Genomic DNA, 16,334 nt, shown 5'->3' with positions numbered 1-16,334 from the left:
CTCTACCACTATCGTGGCGCAGGGGTCCGGCCCGGCGGGAGGGGTCAGCGATGCCGAGTTTCGACAGCCTGTTCAACGCCTTCGTCACCATTCTGGTGACCATCGACCCGCCAGGTCTCGCGCCGCTCTTCCTCGCGGTGACACGCGGCATGAACCGCGAGGAACGTCAGCAGGTTTCGGTGCGCGCCTCGATCATCGGCTTCCTGGTGATGGCGCTGTTTGCGGTGGCCGGGGCGTCCATCCTGTCGGTGTTCGGCATCACGTTGCCGGCTTTCCGCGTCGCCGGCGGGTTTTTGCTGTTCTTCATCGCGTTCGAAATGGTGTTTGAGCGCCGCCAGGACCGCAAGGAGAAGATCGGCGACGTCGCCATCACCAAGGACATGATCCACAACATCGCGGCCTTCCCGCTGGCGATCCCGCTGATCGCCGGCCCCGGTGCGATTTCGGCGACTGTGCTACTGTCGGGCTCTTTTCAGGGTTTTGCAGCACAAGCGGCGCTGGTCGGCATCATCTTCGTCTGCCTTGCCATCACCTATCTGGTGTTCGTGCTGTCGGAGCGCATCGACCGCATCCTCGGCCAGACCGGCCGCTCGATCCTCACCCGCCTGCTCGGCGTCATCCTGGCCGCGCTTGCGGTTCAGTTCGTCGCGGATGGCATCAAGGCGCTGATGGCGGGGTAAGCGGCAGCCCCTGCTCCCTGCTCCCTGCTCCACCGCCATATCGACGACCTCGAAATCGTGGGTGATGACAGCCGTCTTGGCCAGCATGGCCGAGGCCGAGCAGTATTTCTCGATCGACAGGTTGATGGCGCGCTGGACCTTGTCGCGCGACAGCGCGTGGCCCGTGACGATGAAATGCATGTGGATGCGGGTGAAGACTTTCGGGTCGGTTTCGGCCCGGTCGGCGTCGAGTTCGACAACACAGTCCTCGATCGCCTCGCGGCCTTTTTCGAGGATGTGGACGACATCATAGGCCGAGCAGCCGCCGGTGCCGATCAGCACCAGTTCCATCGGGCTCGGACCCGGCGTCTTGCCTTCCGGCCCGGGGGCGGTTCCCAGCACCAGTTTGTGGCCGCTGCCGGACTCGCCGACGAAGGTGCGCTCCTCGACCCATTTGATCCGTGCTTTCACGGCAATCTTCCTTTCAGAAAGCGTCACTGGCCGAAGACGACCGTGTGCATGATCCGCCCCGGCAGCAGCGTGAACACGCCGGCGCCGATCAGGGCGAAAACATACAGCGATATCATGACCCTGCCATGTTTGGCGACCCGATGCATATGCGCGTGCCAGACCGCCAGCGGCACGGCGATCAACACTAAAATCGACAAGAGATGGATCGGGCTGAACGGACCGACGAGGCGTATCTGCTGGCGACGACCAGCATCAGCGCCGCCCAGGCATAGCCGACGACACGATGACGCGTCGTGCCTTTCGGCAGCGCCAGTTGCGTAGCGCCAATGGCCAGCGCGGCAAGGGCCGCGAAGGCGTGCCATGGAATGGGAGGGCGCGCCGATAGAAGCGGTCCGAGCGACATCGCGCCCTCTCCTCAGATATCGCTGACTACCGTCAGCTCAGAACGGGATTTCGTCGTCCAGTTCGCGCGACGAGCCGCCGCCACCGCCGCCCTTGGAACCGCCGCCACCGCTGTTGCCGCCGCGGTTGAAGCTCTCATTGGGGCCAGACTGGCCGAAATCCGAGCCACGGCTCGCGCCGCCGCCGCCGGCATAGTTGCCGACCTGACCGCCGCCCTCGCCGCGAGAATCGAGCATCTGCAGCTCGCCGCGGAATTTCTGCAACACGACTTCGGTCGTGTACTTGTCGGCGCCGGTCTGATCCTGCCATTTGCGTGTCTGCAGCTGGCCTTCGACGTAAACCTTCATGCCCTTCTTCAGGTACTGCTCGGCGACCTTGGCGATCTGGTCATTGAAAATGACGACGTTGTGCCATTCGGTCTTTTCCTTGCGCTCGCCGGAATTCTTGTCGCGCCAGCTTTCCGACGTGGCGATGCGGATGTTGACGACCGGGTCACCGGAATTCAGGCGGCGGATTTCAGGGTCCGCGCCGAGGTTGCCGACCAGAATGACCTTGTTGACGCTACCCGCCATGACACTTCTCCGCGCTCATCCGAACCAAATTTCAAGTCGTTCACCTTACAGGCCGCGGACAATCCTGGCTTGCCGCGGCTGGCTTTTCCCACAAGGTTTTTGTTCCCTTTTCGTTCCTATACTGTTAACCACGGATTGTCAAGGAATGGCAGCAATCGCGGACGCGGGCGCGTGGATTTAGCTGACACGCAGGGGCGAGAAGCGGTGTCGTCAGCGCCGTTTTTTAGCTGGTCGCAACGGACCGAAAAAGCCGCTCCACTCCATGCCCATGGCATGGGCGCGCTGTGCGATCACGGTTGGTGCCGACATCAGCCCGACTGCAGGTTCAGATTTCAGAGCCGGGTCATTCAGCAATTTCCCGATCGCGCGCCCGTGCCACCAGACCTGAGCGACGAGCGCCGCTACCACCGCGATCAGGCCCCAGGTCCCCAATCCTTCGCCGAAGATGTAAATCCCGTATGGCGGCGATAGCGCCGTACCCAGCTTGGCCAACAAGATCACGGCCATGAAACCGATGACGGCGATGGCGCCTATACCGAGGACGAGGCGGCGATAGAGCCTCAGAGCCTCGTTGAGGTTCTCGGCGGACGAACGATCGACGTTGGAATTCATAAATACTACTCCTGCCTCGCCATGATCGACCCATCTTGTTGCCCATGGATTAGAGGCCCGGCAGGATCCAATCAATACGGGGCATTCAAAACACCCCTTGCCAAATCGATAAGTATCGACTTATGCTTTTGCCATGATCGAAGCAGAGATTTTTCGCGCCCTGGCCGACCCGACGCGACGCGCCGTCTACGAGCGGCTGACTTCCGGCGAGATGAGCGTGTCGGAGTTGCGCACTGGCATGAGCGTGTCGCAGCCGGCGGTGTCGCAGCACCTTGCCGTGCTGCGCGGCGCAGGCCTGGTCAGCGAAAGACGCGCCGGCCGCAACGCCTACTATCGCGCCGATCCGCAAGGGCTCGAGCCGCTGCTCGGCTGGATCGAACGCTACCGCGCATTCTGGCCGGAGCGCATCGAAAGACTGAAGGCCGTTTTGAAGGACATGGACCAATGACCGACGAAAAGCAGACGCAGACCGCCAAAGATGCCCTCGCCTTCGAATGCGATCTGCCGGACGCACCGGAAAAAGTGTGGCGGGCACTGACCGTGCCGGACCTCTTGGCGGAATGGATGATGCCGAACGACATCAATCCGGAAACCGGCAGCCGCTTTGCCTTTGCCGGGCCTGAGAAGCCGATCGAGTGCGAAGTGCTCGATGCCGAACCGGGGCGCCTGCTGCGCTATTCCTGGCGCGAGCGTTCCGGCGACGCCGACCGCGAGGAGCTGGAGAGCATCGTCACCTTCACACTCGCCCGCACCGTTTCCGGCGGCACGCATCTGCGCATCGTCCATGACGGGTTTGTCCTGACGCCTGCGGTCGCGATGGCCGGCGCGGGCTGCCGGCTCTGGCTGCGCGCATACAAGCCCAAACCGCCTGTCGCCGCCAACGCGCCACGCCTGTTGCTGCGCGCTGCCTGACCCGGAAAAATCAAAACGGAGACAATGAGATGAGCGGCTTTGCCAATCTGGTGCCGATGGTGATCGAGCAATCGAGCCGCGGCGAACGTGCCTTCGACATTTTCTCGCGGCTGCTGCGCGAGCGCATCATCTTCGTCAATGGCGAGATCAATGACGGCATGTCGGCGCTGGTCTGCGCCCAGCTTCTGTCGCTGGAATCGGACAATCCCGACAAGGAGATCTCGCTCTACATCAACTCGCCGGGCGGCGTGGTGACCAGCGGTTTCGCCATCTACGACACGATGCAATATGTCAGCTGCCCGGTGTCGACCGTGTGCATGGGCTTTGCCGCGTCGATGGCCTCCTTCCTGCTGATGGCGGGAACGCCGGGGCGGCGCATCGCGCTGCCCAATGCCAGCATCGTGCTGCATCAGCCTTTGGGCGGCTTCCAGGGCCAGGCCTCCGACATCCAGCGTCACGCCGAAGGCATTTTGCGCACCAAGCGGCACATGGCCGACCTCTACGCTCACCATTGCGGCCGCACCCACGAAGAGGTCGAACGCACGCTCGACCGCGATTTCTTCATGACCGCGAAGGAGGCCAAGGACTGGGGCCTCGTCGACCACGTCTTCGACACCCGCAAGCAGGCAGCGGCCTGATCGGCGGATTGAATGCAGGCCGGTGTTCCCTCAATTTCAACGCCTCTGGTCTGGCCTCGCCTTGAGCGCGGCACTATAGTCTTGCCATGCGCTACCACCTGAACAGACTGACCATAGCCATTGCCATCACGGCGGCGACATCGAGCATGGCCTTTGCCGGGGGCAGCACCAGCACGTCGCGGAAAGGCGCCCTGCCCGGCGTGGCCGGCGACTACCGCATCGCCAAGCCCGCGCCGCAGCCGGAGCCGGACGACGCGCTGCCTGCCGTCGAGAACGGCACGTTCAAGATCGGCGACACCGATGTCAGGATTTCCGGCAGCATCACTGTCGATGTCGGCACGGGTGGGATCAAGCCGACGCGCCGGTAGCCCCTTCTCCCAGCTACTATACGGGAGAGAAAGCCTGCGCCGACGACTTCCTCGCAAAAGAACAGCCCCGCCGTTGCTTCCGCTAACGGTCGGGGCTTTTCTTGGATTCCAAATCCAAACTGCCGGTAGTGTTATACCGACTTTGATTTCGGATGCTTCGCGGCATTCAGCCGACGATCCGACTAGCCGTCTCTGATTTTTGTGGGATTCGGCAGGTCACGGTTTGTCTGGTGGTTTGTTGGACTGACGCGATGCGTTCGTTTGGACGCATACACTCCAATGCCTTGAAACTACCTGGCACTTATGCCCGCCGCGGCTCCACTAGCAGGTGGAGCCTCAAGGGACTATCCGGTGGCGTCATGCTCCGCTCCTATGTCCGTTGCGACTGGTGTCAATCCGAAGCACAAATCGCAAAAACCTGCGGCGTCTCGCAGGCCGCTATGGGCGGCGAGGCCATCAAAGACGGCCGGCTCCGTTGACTCCGGCAGAGTGCGCCCCTGATTCGACGGCGTCAACCTTGAATAGCCGGTTACGGAAAATGTGATCGTCGGGAGCTTACGTCAGGGTCAGTTTCTGAAACACCCTTGTCAGTTTCTGCACAGCTTTGTCAGGAGCGTGTTCGGTCTTTGTTCTTTCCGCTTGCCCGTTCGCGCGAAAGACGGTTAAACGGCTTTGGTCGAGAAGTGTGGCGTCTCTCGACGTGGCGGCAAAAATACCTACATAGGGAATGGCCGGGAAAACCCGCCGATCCCACTGACACCAGACCTGAGGCGGCGACCGGCGATGGCCGACCATAAATACCTTTCCATTCGCGGGGCACGCGAACACAACCTAAAGAATGTCGATCTCGACCTGCCGCGTGACAGCCTGATCGTCATGACCGGCCTGTCGGGCTCCGGCAAATCGTCGCTTGCTTTCGACACCATCTATGCCGAGGGCCAGCGCCGTTACGTCGAGAGCCTGTCGGCTTATGCGCGCCAGTTCCTCGAAATGATGCAGAAGCCGGATGTCGACCAGATCGACGGCCTGTCGCCGGCCATCTCGATCGAGCAGAAGACCACGTCGAAGAACCCGCGTTCGACGGTCGGCACCGTCACCGAGATCTACGACTACATGCGCTTGCTGTTCGCGCGCGTCGGCATCCCCTATTCGCCGGCGACCGGCCTGCCGATCGAGAGCCAGACGGTTTCACAGATGGTCGACCGGGTGCTGGCGGTCGAGGAAGGCACGCGCCTTTTCCTGCTGGCGCCGATCGTGCGCGGCCGCAAGGGTGAGTATCGCAAGGAACTGCTGGAGCTGCAGAAGAAGGGCTTTCAGCGCGTCAAGGTCGACGGCGTCTTCTATGAGATCGCCGATGTGCCGGCGTTGGACAAGAAGTACAAGCACGACATCGATGTCGTCGTCGACCGCATCGTCGTGCGCGGCGACCTGGCGACACGGCTTGCCGATTCCATCGAAACGGCGCTCAAGCTGGCGGAAGGGCTGGCGGTGGCCGAGTTCGCCGACCGGCCGCTCGACGCCAGCCAGACCGGCGAGGACTCGGTCAACAAATCGAAGAACGAGACGCATGAGCGCATCCTGTTCTCGGAAAAATTCGCCTGCCCGGTTTCCGGCTTCACCATTCCGGAGATCGAGCCCCGGCTGTTCTCGTTCAACAACCCGTTCGGCGCCTGCCCGACCTGCGACGGCCTCGGCAACCAGCGCGCCATCGACGCCAGCCTGATCGTGCCGGACGAAAACGTCTCGCTGCGCGACGGCGCCGTCAGCCCGTGGGCGAAGTCGACCTCACCCTATTACGCCCAGACGCTGGAAGCGCTGGGCAAAGCCTATGGCTTCAAGCTCGGCGACAAGTTCAAAGACCTGACCGAAGAGGCCAAGGAAGCCGTCCTGCGCGGCACCGGCGAGCGCGAGGTCACCTTCCAGTATGATGACGGCCTGCGCTCCTACAAGACGACCAAGACGTTCGAGGGCGTCATTCCCAATCTCGAACGGCGCTGGAAGGAAACCGAATCCGCCTGGATGCGCGAGGAGATCGAGCGCTTCATGTCGGCGACGCCCTGCCCGGTCTGCAAGGGTTACCGGCTGAAGCCGGAAGCGCTGGCGGTGAAGATCGCCGGCAAGCATATCGGCGAAGTCACAGAGCTGTCGATCCGCAAGGCCGACCAGTGGTTCACCGAACTGCCGCCACATCTCAACGACCAGCAGAACGAGATCGCGGTGCGCGTTCTCAAGGAAATCCGTGACCGCCTGCGCTTCCTCAACGATGTCGGCCTCGACTATCTGACGCTGTCGCGCAATTCCGGCACGCTGTCGGGCGGCGAGAGCCAGCGCATAAGGCTGGCGTCGCAGATCGGCTCCGGCCTCACCGGCGTGCTCTATGTGCTGGACGAGCCGTCGATCGGCCTGCACCAGCGCGACAATGCCCGCCTGCTCGACACGCTCAAGCATCTGCGCGACATCGGCAACACGGTGATCGTCGTCGAGCATGACGAGGACGCCATCCTGCATGCCGATTATGTCGTCGACATGGGTCCGGCCGCCGGCATTCATGGCGGCGAGATCATCGCCCAGGGCACGCCGCAGCAGGTGATGGCCAATCCCAACTCGATCACCGGTAAATATCTGTCGGGCGCGCTCGAAGTCGCCACGCCCGGTGTCAGGCGCGAGGCCAAGAAAAACCGCCGGCTGAAGATCGTCGGCGCGCGCGGCAACAATCTCAAGAACGTCACTGCCGAAATCCCGCTCGGCACTTTTACCGCCGTCACCGGCGTGTCTGGCGGCGGCAAATCGACCTTCCTGATCGAGACGCTGTTCAAGGCGGCGTCGCGCCGCATCATGGGCTCGCGCGAGCATCCGGCCGATCACGACCGCATCGAGGGCCTCGAATTCCTCGACAAGGTCATCGACATCGACCAGTCGCCGATCGGCCGCACACCGCGTTCGAACCCGGCCACCTACACCGGCGCCTTCACACCGATCCGCGACTGGTTTGCCGGGTTGCCCGAGGCCAAGGCCCGCGGCTATCAGCCGGGCCGCTTCTCCTTCAACGTGAAGGGCGGCCGCTGCGAGGCCTGCCAGGGCGACGGCGTCATCAAGATCGAGATGCACTTCCTGCCCGACATCTACGTCACGTGCGACGTCTGCCACGGCAAGCGCTACAACCGCGAGACGCTCGACGTCCTGTTCAAGGGCAAGTCGATCGCCGACGTCCTGGACATGACGGTCGAGGAAGGCGTCGATTTCTTTGCCGCCGTGCCCGGGGTGCGCGACAAGCTGGAGACGCTGAAGCAGGTCGGCCTCGGCTACATCCATATCGGCCAGCAGGCGACGACGCTGTCGGGCGGCGAGGCGCAGCGCATCAAGCTCGCCAAGGAATTGTCGCGCAAGGCGACCGGCAAGACGCTCTACATCCTCGACGAGCCGACCACCGGCCTGCACTTTCACGACGTCGCCAAGTTGCTGGAAGTGCTTCACGAACTGGTCGACCAGGGCAACACGGTGGTGGTCATCGAGCACAATCTCGAAGTCATCAAGACCGCCGACTGGGTGCTCGACCTCGGCCCCGAAGGCGGCGATGGCGGTGGCGAACTGGTGGCACAGGGCACACCGGAAGCCATCGTGCGCGAAAAGCGCAGCTACACCGGCCAGTTCCTGAAGGAGCTTTTGGAGCGGCGGCCCGGAGGCAAGCGCGAAGCGGCGGAGTAACTGACAGACCGGTCGGGCGCCTGGAGAGCTTTGAATGACAGTCCGACAGGCGCTTGCCGGTGATCTCGACGCAGTCGTCTCGCTGACGCAGACCGCCTATGAGCACTACACGCCCCTGTTAGGCGCGCCGCCGCTCCCAGTCACCGAGGACTATGCGCCACGCATCGAGCGTGGCGAGGTCTGGCTCTTGGAGAGCGGCGCGGAACTCGCCGGGCTGATCGTTATTGAGCGCCATCCCGATCATGCGATGATCTTCAGCGTCGCGGTCTCCCCCGCTTTCCAGGGCAGGAAACTCGGCACCGCGCTGCTCGACTTCGCCCAGGAACAGGCGCGGCTATGGGGGGTGCCGGAGGTCCGGCTCTACACCAATTCGCGCATGGAGCGGAACATCGAGATCTATACGGCCTATGGCTTCCACGAAACGGGCCGCCGAGCCAATCCCCACCGTCCCGGATGGACCGTGGTCGACATGATCAAACCGGTTGGAAAAATAGCCTGACCGCATTTTTAGAACTGGGAGGAAGACGATGATCAGCCAAGGAACAATCCGCGCCGGGATGGGCGGCTGGACTTTCGAACCCTGGGATACGTCCTTCTACCCGGACAAGCTTTCCAAGGCCAAACAGCTGAGTTACGCCACCCGCCAGGTACCGAGCATCGAGGTCAACGGCACCTACTATTCCAGCTTCAAGGAGCCGACCTTCGTCAAATGGGCGGGCGAGGCGCCGGACGGTTTCGTCTATTCGCTGAAGGGCAATCGCTTCGTCACCAACCGCCGCGTGCTTGGCGAAGCCGGCGAGTCCATCACGCGCTTCCTCGGCTCCGGCATTGCCGCGCTGGGCGACAAGCTGGGCCCGATCCTGTGGCAGTTCGCGCCGACGAAAAAGTTCGACGCCGACGATTTCGAGGCCTTCCTGAAGCTGCTGCCGGAAAAGCAGGATGGCGTGGCGCTGCGCCATGCGCTGGAAGTGCGCAACGACAGTTTCAGCGTGCCGGAATTTGTGGGCCTGGCGCGCAAATACAAGGCGGCAATCGTCTATGCCGACCATGCCAAATATCCTGGTATCGCCGACATCACCGGCGATTTTATCTATGCGCGGCTGCAGACCGGCAGCGACGACAATCCGGATTGCTATACGCCGAATGGCTTGGACGAATGGGCAGCGCGGGTGAAGACCTGGGCGCAAGGCAAGCAGCCGGCCGATCTGCGGCGCGCCGATCCGACTTTCGACGCGCCGGTGAAACCGCGCGACGTGTTCGTCTACTTCATCACCGAGGGCAAGGTGCGCGCGCCGTTCGGCGCCATGGCGCTGATGAAGCGGGTGAGCTGATCGGTTAAAGCGCGTCGCGCTGAAACGGATTCATACGACGCGATTTAAGTCTTTGTCTTGATGCATGCCGTTGTCCCAGAACCGCGGCACACTTCTGGGCGTTAGGAGCAATTCCAGGAAAAGTGTGGGACGGTTTTCCCGGGAAAGCGGTCAGCGCTTTCCCTTGAAAAGGGTTTCAACCCAGAATTGCTACGATGAACCGAAGCGTGATAGCTTATGCGCATCGTAACCTTATCGATACCTCCATCCTGCATAAATCCGGTGCGGGTCCTTTCTAGAGGCCGGCCGCCGCGCGCAAGGACGAGGGCATGTCGCTCGACTACAGTTCCCTTCTGTTGGCTGTCGGGTTTTCCGCCGCTTGCCTCGGCCTGACGCTGTTCGGCATTTGGCTTACCGCGCGCTCGGAAAAATTCCTGCTGACCTGGGCGGTCAGCGTGCTTCTGATCGTCGCCGACGTCTTCGCCTACCAGGCCTATATCGACGCGCCCGGACGCCTGCTCGGCCTCGCCAGCTTCACGTTCCTGCTGCTCGGCTTCGCGACCATGCTGGGCGCGGCCCATCAGTTCACGACCGGCCGCTCGCCATTGCCGCGCATCGCTGTCGGCGCCGGCGTCTCGCTGGCAGTCGCCTTGCCGCCGATGGCGCTTGGCTATGACGGGCTGGGCTTCATGCTGGAGAATGCCTTCGCCGCGCTGCTTTTGTTTGCGACGGCCTATGAATACTGGAAGGGTCGTACGGAATTCCCGGCCCCGATCCTCGGCATTGCAGGGCTCTACACCGCCACCGCAATTTCCTTCGTGCTGTGCTCCGGTGCACTTGTCTGGGATGGCAGGCTGGTGCTTGGCCATGCGCCGAGCAACTGGGCCGAGGATTTCAGCCTCATCGTCGTCATCGCCTGCATGACCGGCATCGGCGCGCTCTCGCTGGCGCTCAACCAGGGACGCCTGGCGCAGTATCATCGCCGCGAAGCGCTGACCGATCCGCTGACCGGACTGCTCAACCGGCGCGCTTTGTTCGATCTGCACGGCAAAACACCTGTCCGGTCCTTCACCGCCGTGATCGTGTTCGATCTCGACGGCTTCAAGGCGATAAATGACGAGTTCGGCCATGCCACCGGCGACGAGGTGCTGAAACTGTTCGCCAAGGATTTGACCGCCAATCTCCAGCCGGGCGATGTCGCCGCGCGCATGGGCGGAGAGGAATTTGCATTGGTGCTCGATCGCACCTTGCCTGAAAAGGTGGAATTCATAGCCGAGCGGATCCGGGCCAGTTTTGCCATGCGCCGGATCGATACCGAGACCCGCCTGCTCTCCTGCACGGTCAGCGCCGGCTACGCCTTCGGCAGCGAGGGCGGCACCAAATTCGACAAGGTGCTCAGCGCCGCCGACAAGGCGCTTTACGGCGCCAAGCGCGGCGGCCGCAATCGTGTGCTCGCCTTCCGGCGCGCCGGGTAGGCTGGCTGATATTCAGCCGGCCTGAACCTCACCACACGTAAAACAACAACCTAAAGCGCGTCGCATGAGGCCGTTCAGGCGCGAGGCGTTTTTAGGCCGCTATGACGATCTCGTTGTAAGTGTCGAGGTCGACGTAGAAAACCTTGGTGATTTCGCCGATCAGCTCATCCTGCTGGTAGCCTTGCGAGCGCAGAATGTTGATGGCGGTGATGATGTCGACACGCTCTGTCAGCCGTCGTTTCTGGTGGTCCTCGACGAACCGTTCCATAGCCCTATTCTCCTGGCAAGATTATCTGAACGCATTGACCGACAATCAGAACTGCGACGGAAGCTAGGGTGGCTTGCTTGCGTGGAACTTGCAGGCTGAGCCAGCATATTCCCTCGATCTGCTACAGAACCAGACTGATACGGAAGCGGCCGACTCACCGAGGCCTAGGAAAGACTAGCATGCAGTATTCGGCGTGCCAGAGGTGGCGGCCTCGGACGAAAGTCCGACGCAACGGGCGCGGATCTTCGCGACTTCATCATCCTTGGGCGTAGCGACGCGAAGCGGAGCGAAGACCCAGGGATCCATGCCGGGACGAAGAAGCGTCATTAACGGTGCAGAATGTGGAATGCCAATGTGCCGCAGAAGCGATCTTGTTCTGCATCGCGGCACTCTTTGGCTGATGTCGCGGCATGGATTCTAGGGTCTGCGCGCGTCGCTCCGCTCCTTGGCTCCGCCCTAGAATGACGAAGTGGTTGTGGGCATTTCAGCCAATCTTCGACGTGTACGATCCGTGCAGCCGTCGACCTGCGTTAAACCGTCAGAAACTTCCTGACGTCCGCCCGGTCGAGATCTTCGGCCGGGCCGGTGTGGACGATCTGGCCGCGGTCCATGATGTTGACCTCGTCGGCGAGCTCGCGGCAGAAATCGAGATATTGCTCGACCAGAAGCACCGCAATGCCGGCCTGGTCGCGCAAATAGCGGATGGCGCGGCCGATGTCCTTGATGATCGAGGGCTGGATGCCTTCGGTCGGCTCGTCGAGCACCAGCAGTTTCGGCCGCATGACGAGCGCCCGGCCGATGGCGAGCTGCTGCTGCTGGCCGCCTGAGAGATCGCCGCCGCGCCGCCCCAGCATCTGCTTCAGCACCGGAAACAGTTCGAAGACATGCGCCGGCACGTTGCGGTCGGCGCGCTTCAACGGCGCAAAGCCGGACTCCAGGTTTTCGCGCACCGTCAGCAGCGGAAAGATCTCCCTGCCCTGCGGTACGAATGCGATGCCCGACCGGGCGCGATCATACGCCGCGCTCCGGTCGAGCGCCTTCCCCTCGAAGGCAACGCTTCCGCTCGTCAGCCGGTGGTGGCCGACGATCGATCTCATCAAACTGGTCTTGCCGACGCCGTTGCGGCCGAGCACGCAGGTGATCTTGCCGGCACCCGCCGTCAGCGACACACCGCGCAACGCCTGAGCAGCGCCGTAATGGAGCGTGGCGTTGGAAACTTCGAGCATGTCAGCGCCTTCTCCAGAAGCGGAGGAACGAAAAGTCGAAGCGATGGAATTGCACCCGCCAGACCATGCTCATCTCCCGAGATAAACTTCGACGACCCGCTCGTCGGCCGAGACGAAATCGAGCGAGCCTTCCGACAGCACCGAGCCCTCATGCAGGCAGGTGACCTTGACGCCGAGTTCGCGCACGAAATGCATGTCGTGCTCGACGACGATGACCGAATGGTCGCGCGCTATGTCCTTGAGCAGCCGCGCGGTTTCCTCGGTCTCGGCATCGGTCATCCCTGCGACCGGCTCGTCAACCAAAAGCAGCTTCGGGTCCTGCGCCAGCAGCATGCCGATCTCCAGCCACTGTTTCTGGCCATGGCTGAGATTGGCTGCCAGATCGTGGCGCTTGTCGCCCAGCCGGATGATGCCGAGGATGTCGTCGATCTGTCTGGCTTCGGCGGCCGAGCGGCGATGGAACAGCGCCGGAAAGATCGAGCGCGGGCCCTTCAGCGCCAGCATCAGATTGTCTTCGACGCTGTGGCTTTCGAAGACGGTCGGCTTCTGGAATTTGCGGCCGATGCCCATCATGGCGATCTCCGCCTCGTCGTGCCGGGTCAGATCGACCTGGCCGTCGAAGAACACTTCGCCCTCGTCGGGCCGGGTCTTGCCGGTGACGATGTCCATCATCGTCGTCTTGCCGGCGCCGTTGGGACCGATGATGGCGCGCATCTCGCCCTTGTCGAGCACCAGCGACAGATTGTTGATGGCGCGGAAACCGTCGAAGGAGACCGAGACGCCGTCGAGATAGAGGATGGTGTTGGACTTCGACATCGCTCTATTCCGCCGGCTGCGGTTCAGGCCCGGACGCGGACCAGGCACCGGGCGTTGTTGCCGCGCTGCGCACGATCTTCGATGGCGGCGGGGCATCAGGGTCTGTGCCCGCTTCCTCTGCAATCGCTGCAGCCCGCATCGCCCGAGCGTTACCGCGCCAGGAATCCCACATGCCGACGATGCCCTTGGGCAGGAACAGGGTTACGGCGACGAACAGGCCGCCGAGCGCAAACAGCCAGAACTCCGGCAGCAGGCCGGTGAACCAGGATTTGCCGGCATTGACCAGCAGCGCGCCGACGATCGGGCCGACAATGGTGCCGCGCCCACCGACGGCTGCCCAGATCACGACTTCGATGGAATTGGACGGCTCGAATTCGCCGGGATTGATGATACCGACCTGCGGCACATAGAGCGCGCCGGCGATGCCGGCCATGACAGCCGAGACGGTGAAGGCAAACAGCTTCACGTTCTCCGCCCGCCAGCCGAGGAAGCGGGTGCGGCTCTCGGCGTCGCGCACCGCCATCAGCAGCTTGCCGTATTTGGAGCCGACGATCGCCCAGGTGATGAAGACGGCGAGCGCGAGTATGATGGCGCTGGCGGCAAACAGGGCCGAGCGGGTGGCGTCGGCCTGCACGTTGAAGCCCAGAATATCCTTGAAATCGGTCAAGCCGTTGTTGCCGCCGAAACCCATGTCGTTGCGGAAGAAGGCGAGCAGCAGCGCGTAGGTCATCGCCTGGGTGATGATGGAGAGATAGACGCCGGTGACGCGGCTGCGGAAGGCGAACCAGCCGAAGACGAAGGCGAGCAGGCCGGGCACCGCCAGCACCATGATGGCGGCGAACCAGAAGTGGTCGAAACCGGTCCAGAACCAGGGCAATTCCTTGTAGTTCAGGAACACCATGAAATCGGGCAGGATCGGATTGCCGTAAACGCCGCGCGAGCCGATCTGGCGCATGAGGTACATGCCCATCGCATAGCCGCCGAGGGCGAAGAAGGCGCCATGGCCGAGCGAGAGGATGCCGCAATAGCCCCAGACGAGATCGAGCGCCAAGGCAAGCAATGCATAGCAGAGGTACTTGCCCGTCAACGCGACGATGTAGGACGGAATATAGAACGCGCTTTGCGGCGACACTGCGAGGTTGAGCAGCGGCACGATAATGGCGGCCGTCAGCAGGATGAAAATAGTGATGGCGATGCGACGGTCGGCACCCGCGGCGAAGAAGCGTCCCGTGATCATGTTTCCACCGCCCTGCCCTTGAGCGCGAACAGGCCGCGCGGGCGCTTCTGGATGAACAGGATGATCAGCACCAGCACGACGATCTTGCCGAGCACCGCGCCAGCATAGGGTTCGAGAACCTTGTTGACGATGCCGAGCGAGAAGGCGCCGACCAGCGTGCCCCAGAGATTGCCGACGCCGCCGAAGACCACGACCATGAAGCTGTCGATGATGTAGCCGCGGCCGAGATTGGGCGAGACATTGTCGATCTGGCTGAGCGCGACGCCGGCAATGCCGGCAATGCCGGAGCCGAGCGCAAAGGTCAGCGCATCGACCCAAGGCGTCCTGATGCCCATCGAGGCGGCCATGCGGCGGTTGGCGGTGACGGCGCGCATCTGCAGGCCCCAAGGCGTGCGCTTCATGACAAAGAGCAGCACGCCGAAGACGGTGAGCGCGAAGACCAGGATCCAGAGGCGGTTCCAGGTGACGGCGAGTTGGCCGACATCGAACGATCCCGACATCCAGGAGGGGTTGCCGACCTCCTGGTTGGTCGGTCCGAAGATCGAGCGCACCGCCTGCTGCAGGACAAGCGAGACGCCCCAGGTTGCGAGCAGCGTTTCCAGCGGCCGGCCGTAGAGGAAACGGATGACGCCGCGCTCGATGATCAGGCCGACGGAAGCGGCAACCAGGAAGGCGAGCGGCAGCGCGATCACCAGCGACCAGTCGAACAGGCCGGGGAATGATGTTCGGATCACCTGCTGGACGACGAAGGTGGTGTAGGCGCCGAGCATCACCATCTCGCCATGCGCCATGTTGATGACGCCCATGACGCCGAAGGTGATGGCGAGGCCGATGGCGGCCAGCAGCAGCACCGAGCCAAGCGAGATGCCGTACCATATGTTCTGGCCGGCATCCCACAGCGCCAGGCTCGAATTGATGCTGGCGATTGCCGCCGTCGCGGCATCCTTGACCGCGCCTTGCGCATTGGCCTCGACCGCGGTGAGCAGCGAGACCGCGTCGCGGTCGCCGCGCGCGCCGATCAGGGCAATGGCGGCAAGCTTGTCGGCCTCCGGCTTATCGGAGACCAGCACCGATGCCGCGCGCGCCTGTTCGAACAATGCCTTGACCTTGGCGTCGGTCTCGGCGGCGATGGCTGCATCGAGCGGCTCGATATTGGCGGCATCGGGGGTCTTGAACATGGTGTCGGCGGCGGCGATGCGAACAGAAGGATCTCTCGCGCGCAACGTCAGCGTTCCCAGCGCATCTCGGATGACACGGCGCAGCGTGTTGTTGACCTTGATCTTGGTGATGTCGGCCTTGGCGGCGTCGCCGGCTTTCTCGCCGCTCAGCGGGTCGAGCAGCGTGACGCTGTCGGCGGCCTCACTGCCGACGAAGACGGCTGAATCGGCTTTACGAATGTAGAGATTGCCTTCGGCGAGGGCTGCAAGCGGCCGTTCAACCAGCGGATCGCCGGTGGCGGCAAGTTCGCGCACCACAGCCTCAGTGGCGGCAAAGCCCGTGCCCGTGGCGAATTTGGCGACGATGGCGCGCAGATCGGCTTCGGCTGCGTTCGACGGCAATAGGCTTGCCACCAGGAACACCAGCATGAGGCCGAGAGTGCGCAACAGGATCATCCGTTCAGATACTCTTCTGTGGGGAAATTCCGCGTCCGGGCGGGCTGAAG

The 16,334-nt window shown here is 62.8% G+C and carries 18 protein-coding genes and 1 pseudogene; 9 read left to right on the top strand and 10 right to left on the bottom strand.

The window, feature by feature from the left end; all coding sequences use genetic code 11:
• The first annotated feature begins 50 nt into the window (after positions 1-50).
• Entirely contained in the window at positions 51-680 is a 630-nt protein-coding gene (locus tag NKH22_RS19625) for a MarC family protein (protein ID WP_023670949.1), read from the top strand.
• A 27-nt stretch (positions 681-707) separates the two neighbouring features.
• Here NKH22_RS19625 and NKH22_RS19620 read toward each other — a convergent pair.
• From NKH22_RS19620 to NKH22_RS19605, 5 genes and pseudogenes are all read right to left on the bottom strand, one after another.
• Positions 708-1,130, bottom strand: a pseudogene (locus NKH22_RS19620) (OsmC family protein); the annotation flags it as partial.
• Positions 1,131-1,153: 23 nt separating this feature from the next.
• A complete protein-coding gene (locus tag NKH22_RS31535) occupies positions 1,154-1,312 on the bottom strand; it encodes a DUF2306 domain-containing protein (RefSeq protein ID WP_502900244.1) in 159 nt (52 codons plus the stop codon).
• Positions 1,313-1,314: 2 nt separating this feature from the next.
• Positions 1,315-1,533 (bottom strand): DUF2306 domain-containing protein, encoded by a 219-nt coding sequence (locus tag NKH22_RS31530; RefSeq protein ID WP_502900243.1) that lies wholly within the window; start codon positions 1,531-1,533, stop codon positions 1,315-1,317.
• Between the two features lie 37 nt (positions 1,534-1,570).
• Positions 1,571-2,104, bottom strand: a complete 534-nt coding sequence (gene ssb / locus NKH22_RS19610; RefSeq protein WP_023670946.1) for a single-stranded DNA-binding protein — start codon at positions 2,102-2,104, stop codon at positions 1,571-1,573.
• 210 nt (positions 2,105-2,314) lie between these two features.
• Positions 2,315-2,716, bottom strand: coding sequence for an ABC transporter ATP-binding protein (locus NKH22_RS19605; RefSeq protein ID WP_352802752.1), 402 nt, complete (start codon positions 2,714-2,716; stop codon positions 2,315-2,317).
• Between the two features lie 133 nt (positions 2,717-2,849).
• Here NKH22_RS19605 and NKH22_RS19600 point away from each other — a divergent pair, with 133 nt between their 5' ends.
• From NKH22_RS19600 to NKH22_RS19565, 8 genes are all read left to right on the top strand, one after another.
• Complete coding sequence (locus NKH22_RS19600; protein WP_023670944.1) at positions 2,850-3,164, top strand: ArsR/SmtB family transcription factor; 315 nt, start codon at positions 2,850-2,852, stop codon at positions 3,162-3,164.
• Positions 3,161-3,628, top strand: coding sequence for an SRPBCC family protein (locus NKH22_RS19595; protein ID WP_023746155.1), 468 nt, complete (start codon positions 3,161-3,163; stop codon positions 3,626-3,628). The genes NKH22_RS19600 and NKH22_RS19595 overlap by 4 nt, the downstream gene beginning before the upstream one ends.
• Positions 3,629-3,657: 29 nt before the next feature.
• Positions 3,658-4,266 (top strand): ATP-dependent Clp protease proteolytic subunit, encoded by a 609-nt coding sequence (locus NKH22_RS19590; protein WP_023684630.1) that lies wholly within the window; start codon positions 3,658-3,660, stop codon positions 4,264-4,266.
• Positions 4,267-4,412: 146 nt separating this feature from the next.
• Positions 4,413-4,634, top strand: a complete 222-nt coding sequence (locus NKH22_RS19585; RefSeq protein WP_352910717.1) for a hypothetical protein — start codon at positions 4,413-4,415, stop codon at positions 4,632-4,634.
• Positions 4,635-5,417: 783 nt separating this feature from the next.
• Entirely contained in the window at positions 5,418-8,339 is a 2,922-nt protein-coding gene (uvrA, locus tag NKH22_RS19580; protein ID WP_352910615.1) for an excinuclease ABC subunit UvrA, read from the top strand.
• A 34-nt stretch (positions 8,340-8,373) separates the two neighbouring features.
• On the top strand, positions 8,374-8,838 hold the full coding sequence (locus tag NKH22_RS19575; protein ID WP_023706185.1) for a GNAT family N-acetyltransferase: 465 nt from the start codon (positions 8,374-8,376) through the stop codon (positions 8,836-8,838).
• Between the two features lie 28 nt (positions 8,839-8,866).
• Entirely contained in the window at positions 8,867-9,670 is an 804-nt protein-coding gene (locus NKH22_RS19570; RefSeq protein WP_023696502.1) for a DUF72 domain-containing protein, read from the top strand.
• 308 nt (positions 9,671-9,978) lie between these two features.
• The gene (locus tag NKH22_RS19565; protein WP_023688638.1) at positions 9,979-11,124 is read left to right on the top strand and encodes a GGDEF domain-containing protein; all 1,146 of its coding nucleotides are present in this window, start codon (positions 9,979-9,981) and stop codon (positions 11,122-11,124) included.
• A 91-nt stretch (positions 11,125-11,215) separates the two neighbouring features.
• On the opposite strand, the gene NKH22_RS19560 is transcribed toward NKH22_RS19565, so the two are convergent.
• The 5 genes from NKH22_RS19560 to urtB all read right to left on the bottom strand — a co-directional run bounded on the left by NKH22_RS19560 (position 11,216) and on the right by urtB (position 16,284).
• Complete coding sequence (locus NKH22_RS19560) at positions 11,216-11,392, bottom strand: hypothetical protein (protein WP_023670936.1); 177 nt, start codon at positions 11,390-11,392, stop codon at positions 11,216-11,218.
• A 530-nt stretch (positions 11,393-11,922) separates the two neighbouring features.
• Positions 11,923-12,618: an urea ABC transporter ATP-binding subunit UrtE gene (gene urtE / locus NKH22_RS19555; RefSeq protein WP_023688639.1), complete on the bottom strand. Its 696-nt coding sequence runs from the start codon at positions 12,616-12,618 to the stop codon at positions 11,923-11,925.
• 69 nt (positions 12,619-12,687) lie between these two features.
• Complete coding sequence (gene urtD, locus NKH22_RS19550) at positions 12,688-13,434, bottom strand: urea ABC transporter ATP-binding protein UrtD (RefSeq protein WP_023696501.1); 747 nt, start codon at positions 13,432-13,434, stop codon at positions 12,688-12,690.
• A 4-nt stretch (positions 13,435-13,438) separates the two neighbouring features.
• On the bottom strand, positions 13,439-14,671 hold the full coding sequence (gene urtC, locus NKH22_RS19545; RefSeq protein ID WP_023670933.1) for an urea ABC transporter permease subunit UrtC: 1,233 nt from the start codon (positions 14,669-14,671) through the stop codon (positions 13,439-13,441).
• The gene (urtB, locus tag NKH22_RS19540; RefSeq protein ID WP_023742498.1) at positions 14,668-16,284 is read right to left on the bottom strand and encodes an urea ABC transporter permease subunit UrtB; all 1,617 of its coding nucleotides are present in this window, start codon (positions 16,282-16,284) and stop codon (positions 14,668-14,670) included. Before urtB ends, urtC begins: the two co-directional genes overlap by 4 nt.
• Positions 16,285-16,334: the final 50 nt, after the last annotated feature.

The organism is Mesorhizobium sp. M1252, from assembly GCF_040318265.1.
Classification (GTDB): domain Bacteria; phylum Pseudomonadota; class Alphaproteobacteria; order Rhizobiales; family Rhizobiaceae; genus Mesorhizobium.
Note: the sequence above shows the minus strand (reverse complement) of the source record. Positions and strands in the feature narration are given on the sequence as shown.

Coding starts and splice junctions, on each gene's coding strand:
- NKH22_RS19625 (WP_023670949.1), top strand. CDS start 51: ATGCCGAGTTTCGACAGCCTGTTCAACGCCTTCGTCACCATTCTGGTG.
- NKH22_RS31530 (WP_502900243.1), bottom strand. CDS start 1,533: ATGTCGCTCGGACCGCTTCTATCGGCGCGCCCTCCCATTCCATGGCAC.
- ssb (WP_023670946.1), bottom strand. CDS start 2,104: ATGGCGGGTAGCGTCAACAAGGTCATTCTGGTCGGCAACCTCGGCGCG.
- NKH22_RS19605 (WP_352802752.1), bottom strand. CDS start 2,716: ATGAATTCCAACGTCGATCGTTCGTCCGCCGAGAACCTCAACGAGGCT.
- NKH22_RS19600 (WP_023670944.1), top strand. CDS start 2,850: ATGATCGAAGCAGAGATTTTTCGCGCCCTGGCCGACCCGACGCGACGC.
- NKH22_RS19595 (WP_023746155.1), top strand. CDS start 3,161: ATGACCGACGAAAAGCAGACGCAGACCGCCAAAGATGCCCTCGCCTTC.
- NKH22_RS19590 (WP_023684630.1), top strand. CDS start 3,658: ATGAGCGGCTTTGCCAATCTGGTGCCGATGGTGATCGAGCAATCGAGC.
- NKH22_RS19585 (WP_352910717.1), top strand. CDS start 4,413: ATGGCCTTTGCCGGGGGCAGCACCAGCACGTCGCGGAAAGGCGCCCTG.
- uvrA (WP_352910615.1), top strand. CDS start 5,418: ATGGCCGACCATAAATACCTTTCCATTCGCGGGGCACGCGAACACAAC.
- NKH22_RS19575 (WP_023706185.1), top strand. CDS start 8,374: ATGACAGTCCGACAGGCGCTTGCCGGTGATCTCGACGCAGTCGTCTCG.
- NKH22_RS19570 (WP_023696502.1), top strand. CDS start 8,867: ATGATCAGCCAAGGAACAATCCGCGCCGGGATGGGCGGCTGGACTTTC.
- NKH22_RS19565 (WP_023688638.1), top strand. CDS start 9,979: ATGTCGCTCGACTACAGTTCCCTTCTGTTGGCTGTCGGGTTTTCCGCC.
- NKH22_RS19560 (WP_023670936.1), bottom strand. CDS start 11,392: ATGGAACGGTTCGTCGAGGACCACCAGAAACGACGGCTGACAGAGCGT.
- urtE (WP_023688639.1), bottom strand. CDS start 12,618: ATGCTCGAAGTTTCCAACGCCACGCTCCATTACGGCGCTGCTCAGGCG.
- urtD (WP_023696501.1), bottom strand. CDS start 13,434: ATGTCGAAGTCCAACACCATCCTCTATCTCGACGGCGTCTCGGTCTCC.
- urtC (WP_023670933.1), bottom strand. CDS start 14,671: ATGATCACGGGACGCTTCTTCGCCGCGGGTGCCGACCGTCGCATCGCC.
- urtB (WP_023742498.1), bottom strand. CDS start 16,284: ATGATCCTGTTGCGCACTCTCGGCCTCATGCTGGTGTTCCTGGTGGCA.